Origin of the sequence: Nostoc sp. (genome assembly GCF_035638895.1) — a bacterium.
Taxonomy (GTDB): domain Bacteria; phylum Cyanobacteriota; class Cyanobacteriia; order Cyanobacteriales; family Nostocaceae; genus Nostoc.
The window spans coordinates 1-14,357 of the sequence record NZ_DASQZC010000685.1 but is presented as its reverse complement, the minus strand read 5'-3'; the positions used below and the strand labels follow the sequence as shown (position 1 = coordinate 14,357).

Genomic DNA, 14,357 nt, shown 5'->3' with positions numbered 1-14,357 from the left:
TATTTATATGAAAAATACTACATCTGCCGAAGTGCGATCGCGCCTCATTGAAGCCTTGCAACTCGACCTCATAGGCCCCACCCCTGATGATATCGACCACGCAGAAGAAATTCTCGACCAAGCACCATCAAAATGGTATCTTACAGGCTTTCTTGTCCCACATGGTGCGCCGATCGAACAGCGTGGAGATGATACGGTTGATGATGATTTAGATCAATTACAGAAGGGTAGCGCAGGTGAAGATGAAAATGTCCCAGACAAGCCATTCGCCAAGAAAGCTTTTTTCCCTTCATCGATGGGTTTAAGTTTACTGGTTGCTGAAAATGCTAGTCAACTTAATCTCACAGTGCAATGGGGTGATTATTTCCCAATCAAAGATAATTCTGTAGCAGAATCTCAGAATGATTCTGGCGAGGAGAAAATTCTTCTACCCTTGGAAATAGAAACGACAATCCCCCAAGAAGAATCAAATAACAGTTTATTGGGATGCTGGAAGCGGATTTCACGCCAAGCCCAAATCACTGTTCCTCTAATGGGCGATCGCAATCCCGAACAGTTAGAACTGGGTTTAGGTTTAAGTAGTCCTAAACAATTAAAATTACCGCTTCATCAAAGCCAATCGACAAAAACTATTCCCATAGCTGATAGCAACGGTTTACAACTCGTCGTCTCCATCCGTCCTGTAACTTCCAAAGAACTTGTACCTGCTGGGACTCGTTCCGTTTCTGTATTTCTAGTTAATAATCGCCTCTCCACCTCAGATAAACAGCGCGATATTAGCTATATTTTTCAAGCCAGTTTGATCATCCATACCCCAGAACCATTAGTACCCCGTCCCAATTTACGCGGACGAGATAATAATGATTGGGATGAAAACGTCGCTGATTTACAATACCGCGATGATTATGAATATGCGGTAGGTCATAACGTTTCTGCGATCGCACTAACCAATGCCGATGGTAGTTGTCAGCAAGTGCGTACCGCTTGGATACCAACTGCTGATGTGGAAAAGGTGATAGCCACCCAAGTAAAAAACGTTGAATTGGGAATGGAAGCCTTAGCCGATGCACCCACACCAGAAGCATTGCAAAATATGCTGAGTCCGATGGTGGATGCTTACGCTGATTGGATTAAGGAACAACGCACGAAATGTCCCAGCGAACTCAAGCGGTTAAATATGGCCATAAGTTTGCTAAACAATGCGGAAATTGCCAACAAGCGCATCGACGCAGGTATCAAAGCATTAAGTGATCCACAAATATTTGAAGCATTTCAAATAGGAAATCGGGCTATTGCTACGTATGTGCGTCAGCGTGCTACTCATGGCAAAAATATCACTCCTGAAAGTCTTGCACCACCTGAATGGCGACCCTTCCAGCTAGCATTTATACTGATGAACTTGGCAGGAATAGCTTACCCCGAAAATAGCGATCGTGAATTAGTCGATTTGCTATTCTTCCCCACAGGTGGCGGTAAAACCGAAGCTTACTTAGGACTCGCAGCCTTCACCCTTGTCCTACGACGGCTGCGTTATCCCGGTATCAAATCGGCTGGTTTAAGCGTCCTCATGCGCTATACCCTGCGTCTTTTGACTCTCGACCAACTCGGACGAGCGGCGACGATGATTTGCGCCTTAGAATTGGAACGCCAGAAAAACCCACAGAAGTTGGGAACTTGGCCGTTTGAAATTGGACTATGGGTGGGACAAACAGCAACACCCAACCGTATGGGTAAAAAAGGAGATAACGACGATAACAGTGCTAGAAAGCGGACTCTCGACTTCCAAAACAATTACCCCAGCAACCCATCACCCATCCCGTTAGAAAAGTGTCCTTGGTGCGATGCAGAATTTCAACGCAACTCATTCCAATTACTACCAAATACCGATCAACCAACAAACTTACGCGTATTTTGTGCCAATCGTCACTGTCATTTTCGCGGTGATAATCCTTTACCAATAGTCGCCGTAGACGAGCCAATATATCGTCGTTTACCTTGTTTTATTATCTCTACAGTAGATAAATTCGCCAGCCTGCCTTGGGTGGGAGAAACTGGTGCATTATTTGGACGAGTAGACCGCTACGATAATGATGGTTTTTACGGCCCGACTCAACCAGGTCGCGGGAAACCCCTTGGCGGTTATTTACCACCACCAGACTTAATTATCCAAGACGAATTACATTTAATTTCCGGCCCATTGGGAACAATGGTAGGACTATATGAAACAGCCATTGATGCTTTGTGCAGCCAAGAGATAGACGGTAAAAAAATTCGTCCGAAAATAGTTGCTTCAACCGCAACAGTCCGCCGCGCTAGCAAGCAAATTCAAGCTTTATTTGGTCGCAGCCAAGTCGATATATTTCCCCCACCAGGGCCAGATAGACGTGATTCATTCTTTGCCAAAACCGTCCCCGCTACAGAGAAAAACGCCCGCACCTATGTAGGAATTACTGCTCAGGGACGCAGTTTAAAAGTAGTGTTATTGCGTAGCTATTTGGCATTACTAGGCGCAGCCCAAAAGTATTGGCTAGAACAAGGAGGGAAGAAAAATTCTAATAACCCAGCCGACCCCTACATGACGCTGTTAGGTTATTTTAATTCCCTACGTGAGCTAGGTGGTAGTCGGCGTATTGTGGAAGATGAAGTAAATTCTGGTCTAGTGCGCTATAGCCAGCGTAAGCGAGTAGGTGAAATATCAGGATTATTTGTTGGTCGTAAAATTGATGACGAACCAGAAGAATTAACTTCTCGTGTCAGCACTAGCGACGTTGCAGAGACTAAGCGGCGAATGGAATCAACCTTTGATAAAGATGAAAAGGTTGATGTTGTTTTAGCAACAAACATGATTTCCGTAGGTTTGGATATTACTCGCTTGGGTTTAATGGTAGTTCTTGGTCAACCCAAGACAGCCGCCGAATATATCCAAGCTACCAGCCGTGTGGGACGAGATGAGGAAAGACCAGGGTTAGTAGTGACCTTACTGAATATTCATCGTCCACGCGATCGCTCTCATTATGAACGCTTTTGTGCTTGGCATTCAACATTCTACCGCGCTGTAGAAGCTACCAGCGTAACTCCTTTTTCCCCTCGCGCTATTGATCGAGGTATTGCAGCCATTACCGTTGCTCTAGCACGTCTGGGACATCCTAAGATGACAGCGCCACTCCGCGCTTTCGATATTACTCAACATCGCCAAGATTTAGAGTTTGTTGTTGAAACCATTGCACAACGCGCAGAGGTTTGTAAAAACGACGAGGATGATGCAGAAGAAACACGTCATAAAGTCAAAGGACGAGTAAAAAACTTACTAGATACATGGGAAAGCATTGCTAATAGCGATGGAAAAATTAGCCTCCAATATCAGCGTGAAGTAGGCGAAGCACCACCACTAATATTTGATCCCCTCGACCCCGAATTAGAGAATCAACCACTAGAAGCACGAAGCTTTAAAGCCCAGCGAAGTTTGCGCGATGTCGAACCAACAGTCAATCTGTGGGTGATTAATCCTTACGGAAATGAGGTAGAGGAGAAAGGAAAATGAGTAAATCTAACAAAAAAATTCCCCCAGCAGGGCAAGTACGGCAAAGTCAAATTCTCTCTACCTTTGGCCCTGGGGCGATGGTAGACCTACCAGAACATTCCGTGTTAATTGCTGGTTTAAATCAGTGGCGTGGCGACAAAAGACGCATTTTTGAAGATCGGTTAGCGGCTAGAGTTGCTGAAATTTTAGAAGTCAATCATGTCAACCTGTATGCACCACCAGTTGACGAACAAGACCCCAGAGCTATCCGCACAGGAATTAATGTTTTCATGTTTCCTACTTGGTTTTTAGCCCAAGTCAAGGAAACTTGGTACGACACTAAAACCAAAAAAACATTTCGTACTCGTCCTCTGTTACCGTGGGGTAATTTAGTCAGTGGTCAATATCTTAATTCTGAAAAAAAGAAAGTACCAGTTGTACCTGTCCGCTTCGTGCAAGCCTGCGTTAAAGGTCATATCAGCGATATACACTGGTATACTTTTGTACATAATGATTCTGAAAATAAGTGTCGAGGCCAGCTATGGTTAGACGAAGGTGGTTCAGGTAACGACTTTGCTGAGATTTATGTGCGTTGCGAATGTAAAAAACGTCGTCCCCTTGCTGATGCAACAGTCCGCAATGGTAAAGTTTTAGGCGCATGTCAGGGACATCGCCCTTGGCTTGGCTCATTTGCCCAAGAACCTTACTGTATTCGTGAATCCACAGGTATACCAGAATACAATCGTTTATTAGTTAGGTCTGCCAGCAACGCTTATTTTTCCCAAGTTCTTAGCGTTATTTCTCTGCCTGACTTAGATGCGGGTTTACGAGATGCAGTCAATTTAGTTTACGAAGATTTTCTGCAATATGCAGAAAGTGCCAGCGAAATTAAAAAAGAACGGAAAAAACAAAAGGTAGCTGTAGCTTTAGAAAAATTTAGCGATGAAGCAGTCTGGAAAGAAGTACAACGGCGACAAAGTGGTGCTTCAACTGGAGATAAAAAAATTAAACAAGTAGAAATTGAGACATTACTTGCTAGTTCTGTCGAAGTTGGGGAAGATGTCCCAGAAGGTGATTTTTATGCTCGTTCCCGCCAGCTAAATAACTTAAAGCCTACTTTTTCCTCCCGCATTGAACAAATTGTTTTAGTAGATCGCTTGCGTGAAGTAATTGCTCAGGTGGGTTTTACCCGCTTTGAAGCGGAAATGCCAGATATCGACGGCGAACTTGATATCAGCGTTAGGCGTGCTGCGTTGGATATTGAAACCACTTGGGTTCCTGCAATTGAGAATAAAGGCGAGGGTGTATTTATTGCTTTCCGTAAGGAAGCGATCGAAGATTGGTTAAAGCGAGAAGCCGTCAAAAAGCGGGGACGAGAATTATCAAGAGGATTTGATATCTGGTGTGCGCGTAAAGGTATAGACCAGGAAAAAGAAAAAGTTAAGTTTCCTGGCTTGCAGTATACTATGCTGCATTCTCTATCGCATTTATTAATTGTGGCTGTATCGTTAGAATGCGGGTATGCTGCCAGTTCCATCCGCGAACGCATCTACGCTAGTGATGCGGGATATGGAATCCTTTTATACACTGGCTCCTCTGGGTCAGAAGGCACTTTAGGCGGATTGGTAGAAGTTGGCAAACGCATTGAATACCATTTGGAAGTAGCACTAGAGCAAGGAAGATTATGCTCCAATGACCCAGTATGCGCTCAACATCGACCAGATAACGAGCAAGAGGAGCGTTTTCTGCACGGTTCCGCTTGTCACGGATGCTTGCTGATTGCAGAAACATCCTGCGAACGCCGCAATGAATTTCTTGACCGCGCCTTGGTTGTATCGACAGTTGAAGGTTTAGGAGCAGAATTCTTCCCAGAATAAACACAATGGCTTTTTTGCAACTGAGCCGCCCAACTTTGCTGAAACTAGCAACAGCACTAGAAAACGGCAGGCTATCCCCTCCGTTTCTGGTATCGGCAATGATTAACTACGTACCCGCAACTTTAAGCCAAACAGTAATTGATGAACTGAATCATCTAACTTCTGAAGGCGTAAAATGCAGCTATATTGCTTATACCCTGCGCTTGTTAGCAGCAGAACGAAGTGCATCTCAACAAATACGCGATCGCATTGAGTTGGTATGGACTGGCCCAGAGGTAACTGGTTCTCAAAGCCGTGATACTAGCGTTGTTGTCCGCGAACTGTTTAGCAACGCGAAGAAAAGTGTTCTCATCTCTAGTTTTGCCATTGATAAAGGCGAGAAAGCACGGAAATTATTCCAGGTACTTGCAGAAGGCATGGATGCTAACCCGGAATTATATGTACAGATGTTTCTTAACATCCAACGCCCTCATAACAGTAAAGTAGCAGAGTCAATTTTATTGAGAGAATTTGCAGATACCTTCCGCCGGGATATTTGGATAGGAAAAAGACTACCAGAAGTGTTTTACGATTCGCGATCGCTAGCAGTGAATGTTAAGCAAAAATCATCTCTCCACGCTAAGAGCATTATTGTAGATGAGGAATCTGTACTGATCACATCAGCTAACTTTACAGAAGCCGCCCAGGAACGCAATATTGAAGCAGGTGTGTTGCTCACTGACTCAGCAACAGCCCAAGCATTACGCTTACAGTTTGACACTTTGGTGTCTCACAGAATCCTGCGTCCTATTCCTGGGATTTGATTGTTGTAGCGATCGCCTACACTGTAGGCCCATCGCACTTATACTATATCAGCCTGAGAAACAACATTCCCTTCACCTTCATCTGGCAGATATTCCAATAGTTCCCCTGGTTGACAATTCAACGCTTTGCAAATGCCATTCAATCGTTCCGGTGCTAATCTTGGCATTTCATCAACCTTACGCAATCTATAAATTGAGTTTTCAGTTATACCAACTATCATAGCTAAATCCTTATTTCTAACCCGCTTTCGCGCCATCACTTCATTTAATTTCCAACGAATCACTTGATTCTCAGACATACACTACATCACCAGTTTAGTCGCTGCTAGATGTAGATTTATCTACTTGTTAGTAGCTTACATTACAAGTAGATATATAATATTCTAAGTTTTATTAATCTACGCTTGACGCAATTCTACGCATCACGTAGATTAAATTGTAGACAAAAATAAAAGCGATCGCTCTCCGGGAAGAGTCCGCGATCGCCTTTTGTACAACCCCATTGATGAGGTCATTCACATGATTACACAAGAAGTATTTGACAACCAAACTTTGGCACAATCAGATTTCGAGGAATACGTTGAGGAGTTAGCTGATGCAGTAGCACCAGAAATTGAAATCGACTCAGTGCCAGATGATCTTGGAGAAATGTACCGAGTTTGGTATGGTTCTCAGCTTCTGGGAACTTTTTATCAAAATTTTGAGGGCAAATGGATAGCACAACCTTGTAATAGAGATGAAAGACCTTGTTGTAACACTCCTGAGTTAGCACAGATTTTCATCGTCGCTGTCAACGGTTTGCTAGTAGCGGATGTAGCCTAGTAACTTTCATGCATTAATTTTCCACTACCTGGAGACGTGAGCTTAATCACGTCTTTTTCTTATTTAGATGTTTTTTCAATAGCGCTTCTGACGCTTCACCATTTTTGCAAAAGGCAGGGAACAATGGGTGCATTCCCCTAGCTCCCAATCAGCAGGGATTGGAAATGGTGTCTCACAGTTAGTACATTTTGTTAATAAACCCAACTGGTGGCGATCGCATTTCACTCTCTCTTTATACTGCCACTCAATTCGATGACAAGGTTCTTCTGCGTAGCAAGCAGCACATAATTTAATTGGTCGGGGCTTCATCGTGATACCCTTTAAAGGCAAAGTTTCTGTGAGTTTTTCAACTTCCACCTCAACAAACTTTGCTAATGCCTCTAATTCTTGTTGAGTTGGGAATGGATTGAGGTAAAGTTTTTTCCATCTGGCTACTATCGCACCGACTCCGGCTTCCTTGCCAATTTGATACCCAGTCAGCAAATTAGCCCTTTCAAAGCGACCTAAAAAGTGACTTATACTTTCCCCTGGTAATGGTTTAACTATGTTTATCCAAGCTTCAAAATTATAGATTTCGTTTGACATCTGAGTTTATAATTTTGACGATGTATCTTTTAGCTTGCTACTAATGAATAATCTCCTTCAATACCCTCCAAAAGCGATTTATCTATTTTGTTAACCCCAGATTCTAATGCTTTAACTGCTGCATCTCTAAGAATTTGATCTAATAATCTAATTTGACCATCTGTTTTTCCCTGTAAAAGAGTTATGATTCCTTGATTACCTGCCAAATTTGATGGCTCAGGTAGTCTCAGAATTTGCTGTTCCCAAATCTTTACCGTCTTTGTAAAGTTTGCTCCTAAAAGTTTTTCAAAGCTGAAGTAAGAGGCAAAACGCCCAGCAACCTGCTCATCTTTACTTATTAAAGTATCTAGTCTACTACTTGTCCCTACCAATATGGGGATAATCTTCACCTTATCAAATAAGTCTCTAACATCTGCTAGTGCTTTAAATTGAAGACGATGAGCTTCATCAATAATCAATATTTCTACTTTACATTGCCTAATAAAATACCATGCTCTTTCTCTTAGTTGATTTTCAGTACCTCCCTTCGCCTTAAATTTTAGAGTTTCAATAACAGTTTTAAATAAAAGCGATGGACTGCAAGAGCTACCCGTTAACTCTATATATAATACTGGAACCACTGGATTTTGATTTTGTATTTTAACCGCTCTATTCTGGTAGGTATAAAAGAGAGAAGCTGTAGTTTTGCCCAGACCTGAATCTCCTACTGCCCTACCAGGTTTTCGTAACTTCCGCCTTTCATCTAACCAAGAACTGAATCTTTTTACTTGTTCAATATTTAAAATATCTGGTTGTCTTAGACGTTCAATTTCTAACTGTATTTCTTCTTTAGTCATAGTTTACAACCCTAGTTCTTCACGCAATAGTTTGAAATCCACTTTTTCTATTGGCTCATCTACTTCCGTTTTAGACGCTAATTTATCAACCTGTTCATTTTCCTTCTCTTCATATCTTTGTGGTATAGGCTCTTTACGTTCTTGTTCGGCTCGGCGACGTTCAGCTTTAGTTTTGCTTTTTTTATTTTTTAAAAAGTTTCTGCGTCTAATTGCTTCTTCTAAAATTGAAACGTTATTGATACCTTTACCACTATTTTCTGCTTTTTTACGTGCGTATTTAACTTCCTCAACTGACAGCCTTTCTGCTTCTAAACCAACAGCATAAGCACGGGCTAAAAATATTTCTTTATTATTTTTGCGACCATACACTAACATCATCGTTATGTCTCTGGGGTCAAACCTTAAGACAACCTTTTCACCTGCGTAAGCCCCCAAATTCTCTCCCCTGTAACGAAGACCAGAAAAATTCAGATAGCCATTGTCATACACCACCCGTTCTGCTGCCTTCATTAAGCAAATATCAAGTTCTCTATCGTTCAGCAAAGTAGGAGTCATTTGCAGTCCTTTTTCCCAACGCTCAATCCGACTTTGCTTTGGAGTTAAAGGGTTGGCTTGACTTCGGGCATCAGGCTTTTGGTTATAGCTATCGACAATGTAACCAATAATTAGTTTTTCTAGTTCAGGAAGACTTATACAAGCTTTATCTTCAGCTCCCTCTGGACGGTCTTTAACACTTGACCCCGTGTAACCGGGCATTTCAGAAAGCAGCCCACTCATGGTTCTAAAGGGTCGTTCTACAATGCCGCCATCTGAAGGTTGACTTCGCAGGATTGGTTCAAAATCTAATTCGTTAGCAATCCATTCCACTAAATGTTTTGAGCGAAAATCTTTACCACCATCGGTATAAACATATTTAGGTACACCGTAAGCACTCCACTTACATCTGAGTTCATACTCCGAAGTGTACCGTTTTGGCATAATTGCATTACGCAGCGCCAAAACTACAACTTGAGAACTAGGCGCAGCCAAGCCTAGACGCAATCCAACAATGCAGCGAGAGTAACAATCTATAACCGTCGTTAATTGAGGACGGCCTATTTCCTCACCATCCTCATCCACTAATAAGATGTCAGCTTTGGTATGGTCAATTTGCCAAACCTGATTGCTGTACTTAATAGATATTTCTTGACCATCACGGGTTTTGATTATATGTTCGGAACCGTGCCATCCTGGGCTACGGCTAACGCGAGATTTATGCCTTTTCTCCTCAACTGGTTTGAGCCATCTTTCTACTGTTCTAGTGCTGGGAGGCTTTCCATACTTTGACCAATACTTAAACCCTTCTGCCTTTTCCTTGATTTTTATCAGTTTCTTTAACTCCCAATCTAAGTCTTCTCCTCGAAATCCCTGACTTTCTAACCTTGATATTTCTGCTTCTAATTCTTTTTTGGCGAATTCGTAAGCTTGAGTCTCAATCTTCTCGGCGACCTGAGTGCGAGTCATGCGATCGCTTCCTTTATTTCCTTGCTTATAAATTTTGAGACTTAAGTTATACCAGTATTCACTTTTTCGCACCTGTCCTTTGTCTGCTCTAGGAACTTCCGCTAAAGCAGCCATACCTTTTTCTTCCCAAGACTTAATCAAACGTCTAACGGTTCGTTCAGATTTACCAAGCTTTTTGGCTGCTTCTTCCAACCTTTTGCCGTAAGTTAGGCGATCGCAGGGTTCACGTAGATTGCGAATTATCTCTAGATTGAGTCTTTGTTCACCAGAGAGTCTGAGTTCTGAGTCCTCTAAAAATCTCTGATCTAAAAACTCAACTGATTTGTCTTCTTCTACAGAGTTATCATTCTCACTCAATGGCTCAACTTCCATTGAAAAGTCGAGTGTGTCTGTATACTCGTCATCCGATAGGAAGCTGTCTTCATCTTCTAGTTCAAACTGGTCATCTACATCTAAAAGACTCATAGATGTAATTTTTCATTGATTATTTGGGTACATTTATACTACTACAAAGCTGGGAAGAATTGACATTTAATTCTTCGCTAAATTAAGAATTGTCATTTAATTAGTCGAAATTTTTAATAAAAGACACTTAATTTGTCGCTAAAGCCTGAATTAGCTTTTTACGGGTTTAATTCCTGAAAGCCCTGATATATAAGGATTCGTAGTTAATAAAGTATTTTGACAAATAATTTGTCGCTCTGGTCAAATAATTTGTCGCTCTACATTTTTGTTGTATATTCGCAAATTAAATGTCGCTATTCGCAAATTAATGTCGCGTTGGCGAATAACCAATTATGTTGCTCCAATAACTCTAGGCAAGGCGCTGCCTTGTCTACGTTCCTGCCTCTAACTCGAAGCACTGGTATAAAACCTCAATGCAAATCGCCAAAACCAAGTGGAAGCGAAAAACAACGCTACTGCTAATATTGCTGCACCTATCAACCAGCTAATTTCACTTCGGCCCAGTAACGCTTGGGCTGGTACTGTTGTTAAAAACGCTACTGGCATTACAAAGGTGAAGAAAAAGCGGTAAGCAGTAGGATATGCTGCGATGGGATATCGTCCAGCTTCTAACAAACCACGTAATACTTCGGTAACGTTGTATATTTTGACGAACCAGATACTCATCGCTCCGAGCATAAACCACAGGCTGTACAGAATCACAAAGCTGAACAATAACGGCAGCGCACCAAGTAGATAGTCGTCTATCCCTACACCAAGGCGTTTACCTGCGTAGCCAATAATAATACTACCAAAAATTATATCTGGTAGTCCCCAAGGTGAAAGGGTATGGGTGGAGAGCCAAAACTGACTGCGGATAGGTTTTAATAATATAAAGTCTAAAGTGCCTTCTTGAACATGGCGGACAATGCGATTCAAGTTCGACGCCAGAAAAGTAGCAGAAAATCCTTGTAATAAAGTAAAAATTCCTAGAACTACTAAGGCTGCTTCCCATGACCAGCCACTAAAAGTATAACCAGTTCGGTAAAACAAGAATAGTCCAAAGAGGCTACCTGCGAGATTTCCCAAGCTGCTGAGGGTAGCTATGAAAAAGTTAATCCGATACTCTAACTCAGATGCGATCGCAGCACCCCAAAATAGTCTTAGTACTTTCAAATACCTTTGCATCTTGCACCAATAACATAAAACATGCCATTTTTAATTAGATTTCTACAGATTACATAATAAGTTTACGTAAATTTAATATTACTTTTTATTGCTGGATTTGTCGCATCTCAGAATTTACTGAACATTTGGGTTCTGACTTTTGGTGCTTTTGCTTGTGTAGTCTTAGGTGACAATGTTGGTTATTTTACTGAACATAAATTTGGCAGTTGTTTCTTTAGTGCCATCGATTATTCATCTAATACAAGAAAATAGAGCAAACAAAAGCTGAAAGAGTTTTTGTGTTTTGTGTAAACACTAAGTATATTTATTTACTAAACTTTGTTATATATTGGTGATACATCGCTAGGCTATTAGAATGATACACGAATCTATCCCACTATTCTAATAATCTCTACTTCTTTTCGTAAAATGTGCTTAAAACGTTGATTTTTCGATTTCAGTTCTCAATAAGCTTAACCTTTGTAGCACATATATTATTAGTGGAATAGGTTCACGAACACCAAAGGTTGATATTACCATGATGATTTCTTTAAATACCAACCTCTATTTATTCCTAGAAAATCTCTTTACTGAAACCTACAGAATTAGTTAATCGCAGAATTAGCCATTTTTATCAAAGAAGTGCGTTCGCCTGCTTTCACTCCAACAACATATTGCACACCCTGTTGTCTCCAAGTCAAGGTAGCATCTGAACAACCAGCACCACAAGAAAAATCTACAAAATAGCCAGTGATGCCCTTAGTTAAAGATACAGGTTTACCAGTAAGGCGGGGTGTTTTACGGGTTACTGCTTCAGCAGAAACAACTCCCAAACGACAGGCAGAGGAACCATTACAGTCGGGACTAAAACCCAATAAAATTTCGTACTTTTTTTGCGTAACAGCTTCTATAGTTGCGTAAATTGGATTTTCCCCATCTGACTCAGGAATAAACTTCGGCAATAGAATACGAATCTGAGTCTTCTGCTTTAATTTGGGCAAAATAGATTTAAAAACTGGGTGTGACAGGGTTTTACTCTGCTGTGCTATCCATTGAGACTGTTTATTTACAGTGGCTATGGCTGATGTGTGAAAGCTGCTAACACTGACTGATAAAAATACCGCACACATAGCACTAGTATTTTTGAAGCTTAAAATCATCTTTGAAAACCTATTTCATCTAAAGTATTTATTTGTAATACCCATTTTGAAGATTAAATTACGTATTTAAGAGCGGCTGGAGTCAGCTAAACTGAAGAAGAAATTGCTTAATAAGTTTTAATAATTTTGTTATGAGTACTGATTCACCTGTTAATTCTCCCGATAAGTCTGAATCCAACTTAGGGAAGCGTTTGAGAAACTTTGTAATTGTAATGGTAGCGATCGCTCTTAGCGTTGCTCTCGTTTTAGGATTGCGAACCGAAACAACCTCGGCAACTCTAGCCAAGTTAAGTGATACATCCACACCGTTAGAAGTAGCAATCAGCAACGGCAAACCATCTCTAGTAGAGTTTTATGCAGATTGGTGTACTGTCTGTCAAAAAATGGCACCAGATATCACTCAACTAGAAACAGAGTATGCTGACAAGATGAATTTTGTGATGCTGAATGTGGATAATACCAAGTGGCTACCAGAGATGTTGAAATATCGGGTAGATGGGATTCCCCATTTTGTATTTTTGAGTCAGCAAGGGGAAACCATAGCCGAAGCGATCGGCGATCAACCCCGGACGATTATGGCTAGCAACTTAGAAGCTTTGGTTACTGGTTCGTCTCTTCCCTATGCTCAAGCTAGCGGCAAAGTTTCCAAATTTTCAGCCCCAGTAGCACCAACGACGAATCAAGATGATCCTCGCAGTCATGGCAGCCAAGTGGTAAATTAGCACTTTGGAGGCATAGGGCAGGAGAATATCAACTACCTAATCCCCAGAAAGGAGTTCCCTTCAGACAATCGATTGCTGCTTGAGACGCTTATGAGCGTACATTAATTCGTCAGACTTGGCGATTAGTTGTTCTAATGACATATTGCTTTCTGCTGAGTAACGCTCTATCCCGATACTCATCGAAAGCTCATAGTTACGGTTTTGCTGTTGATTAAAGTTGGCGATATTTGTTTGCAAACACTCTTGGATACTGTCAGCGTCCTTAAAGTAGCTGGAGATGAAAACAACAAACTCATCTCCACCCAAGCGGGCGACAATATCTGAGTTCCGAAAACTTTGCTTGAGTAATTGAGCAGCATCAACAATCAAGGCATCTCCTATGTCGTGGCCAAGGGTGTCGTTAATCTGTTTTAGCCCATCTAAATCAATAAAGATAACCCAGCACAACACTCTCGTCCGGTGAGCAATTTTTAACTGTTGTTCAGCCATTAGAAAGAAGCCACGTCGGTTATGCAAACCTGTTAGTTCATCGGTTAGCGATAACTGTCTTCCTTCGATTTCTGCTTGTTTGCGGTTGCGAACTTCCTGAAGAAGTTCCATCTGAGCGATCGCCTGACGACTTAGGCGGCGCAGTGCATCTAACTGCTGGTAACTTGGGTGATGAGGAATGGTATCCATAACACACAACGTCCCAATTGGAAGACCATCGGGCGTAATCAGAGGGACACCAGCATAAAAACGAATTTTGGGATTACCTTTGACTAAGGGATTGTTAGTTGTAGCGAACTGCAAACATCCAGCGATAAAACTGCAAACAAGGCGATTTTGAAACCACATTAATTGCAAATAAAGGGGGTCTCAAAACCACAATAATTGCAAATGAAACTGCAAACATAATTTTCAAACTGCAAACAAGGG

12 protein-coding genes are annotated in these 14,357 nt (G+C 41.5%); 5 read left to right on the top strand and 7 right to left on the bottom strand.

The window, feature by feature from the left end:
* Window positions 1-7: 7 nt before the first annotated feature.
* From drmA to drmC, 3 genes are read left to right on the top strand one after another with little or no spacing between them, the layout of a single operon-like run.
* Window positions 8-3,541, top strand: a complete 3,534-nt coding sequence (gene drmA, locus VE944_RS32375; protein ID WP_324987372.1) for a DISARM system helicase DrmA — start codon at window positions 8-10, stop codon at window positions 3,539-3,541.
* On the top strand, window positions 3,538-5,397 hold the full coding sequence (locus VE944_RS32370) for a DUF1998 domain-containing protein (RefSeq protein WP_324987370.1): 1,860 nt from the start codon (window positions 3,538-3,540) through the stop codon (window positions 5,395-5,397). The genes drmA and VE944_RS32370 overlap by 4 nt, the downstream gene beginning before the upstream one ends.
* A 5-nt stretch (window positions 5,398-5,402) precedes the next feature.
* A complete protein-coding gene (gene drmC / locus VE944_RS32365) occupies window positions 5,403-6,200 on the top strand; it encodes a DISARM system phospholipase D-like protein DrmC (protein WP_324987368.1) in 798 nt (265 codons plus the stop codon).
* A 38-nt stretch (window positions 6,201-6,238) separates the two neighbouring features.
* Here the strand turns inward: drmC and VE944_RS32360 are convergent, their stop codons facing one another.
* Window positions 6,239-6,499 (bottom strand): helix-turn-helix domain-containing protein, encoded by a 261-nt coding sequence (locus VE944_RS32360; protein WP_324987366.1) that lies wholly within the window; start codon window positions 6,497-6,499, stop codon window positions 6,239-6,241.
* Window positions 6,500-6,719: 220 nt separating this feature from the next.
* Between VE944_RS32360 and VE944_RS32355 the strand changes: the two genes are divergently transcribed.
* Window positions 6,720-7,022, top strand: coding sequence for a hypothetical protein (locus VE944_RS32355; RefSeq protein ID WP_324987364.1), 303 nt, complete (start codon window positions 6,720-6,722; stop codon window positions 7,020-7,022).
* A 75-nt stretch (window positions 7,023-7,097) separates the two neighbouring features.
* On the opposite strand, the gene VE944_RS32350 is transcribed toward VE944_RS32355, so the two are convergent.
* The 5 genes from VE944_RS32350 to VE944_RS32330 all read right to left on the bottom strand — a co-directional run bounded on the left by VE944_RS32350 (window position 7,098) and on the right by VE944_RS32330 (window position 12,717).
* Entirely contained in the window at window positions 7,098-7,607 is a 510-nt protein-coding gene (locus VE944_RS32350; RefSeq protein WP_324987361.1) for a TniQ family protein, read from the bottom strand.
* A 29-nt stretch (window positions 7,608-7,636) separates the two neighbouring features.
* Window positions 7,637-8,443 carry a TniB family NTP-binding protein gene (locus tag VE944_RS32345; protein WP_324987358.1) on the bottom strand — a complete coding sequence of 269 codons (807 nt, stop codon included), beginning with the start codon at window positions 8,441-8,443 and terminating at the stop codon, window positions 7,637-7,639.
* Window positions 8,444-8,446: 3 nt separating this feature from the next.
* On the bottom strand, window positions 8,447-10,411 hold the full coding sequence (locus VE944_RS32340) for a Mu transposase C-terminal domain-containing protein (protein ID WP_324987355.1): 1,965 nt from the start codon (window positions 10,409-10,411) through the stop codon (window positions 8,447-8,449).
* 384 nt (window positions 10,412-10,795) lie between these two features.
* Window positions 10,796-11,578, bottom strand: coding sequence for an ABC transporter permease (locus VE944_RS32335; RefSeq protein WP_324987352.1), 783 nt, complete (start codon window positions 11,576-11,578; stop codon window positions 10,796-10,798).
* A gap of 584 nt (window positions 11,579-12,162) precedes the next feature.
* Entirely contained in the window at window positions 12,163-12,717 is a 555-nt protein-coding gene (locus VE944_RS32330; protein WP_324987349.1) for a hypothetical protein, read from the bottom strand.
* Between the two features lie 131 nt (window positions 12,718-12,848).
* On the opposite strand from VE944_RS32330, the gene VE944_RS32325 reads away from it, so the two are divergent.
* Window positions 12,849-13,439 (top strand): thioredoxin family protein, encoded by a 591-nt coding sequence (locus VE944_RS32325; RefSeq protein ID WP_324987346.1) that lies wholly within the window; start codon window positions 12,849-12,851, stop codon window positions 13,437-13,439.
* 60 nt (window positions 13,440-13,499) lie between these two features.
* On the opposite strand, the gene VE944_RS32320 is transcribed toward VE944_RS32325, so the two are convergent.
* Window positions 13,500-14,276 (bottom strand): sensor domain-containing diguanylate cyclase, encoded by a 777-nt coding sequence (locus VE944_RS32320; protein ID WP_324987343.1) that lies wholly within the window; start codon window positions 14,274-14,276, stop codon window positions 13,500-13,502.
* Window positions 14,277-14,357: the final 81 nt, after the last annotated feature.

Bases quoted from the DNA above. Each gene is read 5' to 3' on its own strand.
- drmC (WP_324987368.1), top strand. From the start codon at position 5,403: ATGGCTTTTTTGCAACTGAGCCGCCCAACTTTGCTGAAACTAGCAACA.
- VE944_RS32355 (WP_324987364.1), top strand. From the start codon at position 6,720: ATGATTACACAAGAAGTATTTGACAACCAAACTTTGGCACAATCAGAT.
- VE944_RS32340 (WP_324987355.1), bottom strand. From the start codon at position 10,411: ATGAGTCTTTTAGATGTAGATGACCAGTTTGAACTAGAAGATGAAGAC.
- VE944_RS32345 (WP_324987358.1), bottom strand. From the start codon at position 8,443: ATGACTAAAGAAGAAATACAGTTAGAAATTGAACGTCTAAGACAACCA.
- VE944_RS32335 (WP_324987352.1), bottom strand. From the start codon at position 11,578: ATGCAAAGGTATTTGAAAGTACTAAGACTATTTTGGGGTGCTGCGATC.
- VE944_RS32370 (WP_324987370.1), top strand. From the start codon at position 3,538: ATGAGTAAATCTAACAAAAAAATTCCCCCAGCAGGGCAAGTACGGCAA.
- VE944_RS32330 (WP_324987349.1), bottom strand. From the start codon at position 12,717: ATGATTTTAAGCTTCAAAAATACTAGTGCTATGTGTGCGGTATTTTTA.
- VE944_RS32360 (WP_324987366.1), bottom strand. From the start codon at position 6,499: ATGTCTGAGAATCAAGTGATTCGTTGGAAATTAAATGAAGTGATGGCG.
- drmA (WP_324987372.1), top strand. From the start codon at position 8: ATGAAAAATACTACATCTGCCGAAGTGCGATCGCGCCTCATTGAAGCC.
- VE944_RS32320 (WP_324987343.1), bottom strand. From the start codon at position 14,276: ATGTGGTTTCAAAATCGCCTTGTTTGCAGTTTTATCGCTGGATGTTTG.
- VE944_RS32350 (WP_324987361.1), bottom strand. From the start codon at position 7,607: ATGTCAAACGAAATCTATAATTTTGAAGCTTGGATAAACATAGTTAAA.
- VE944_RS32325 (WP_324987346.1), top strand. From the start codon at position 12,849: ATGAGTACTGATTCACCTGTTAATTCTCCCGATAAGTCTGAATCCAAC.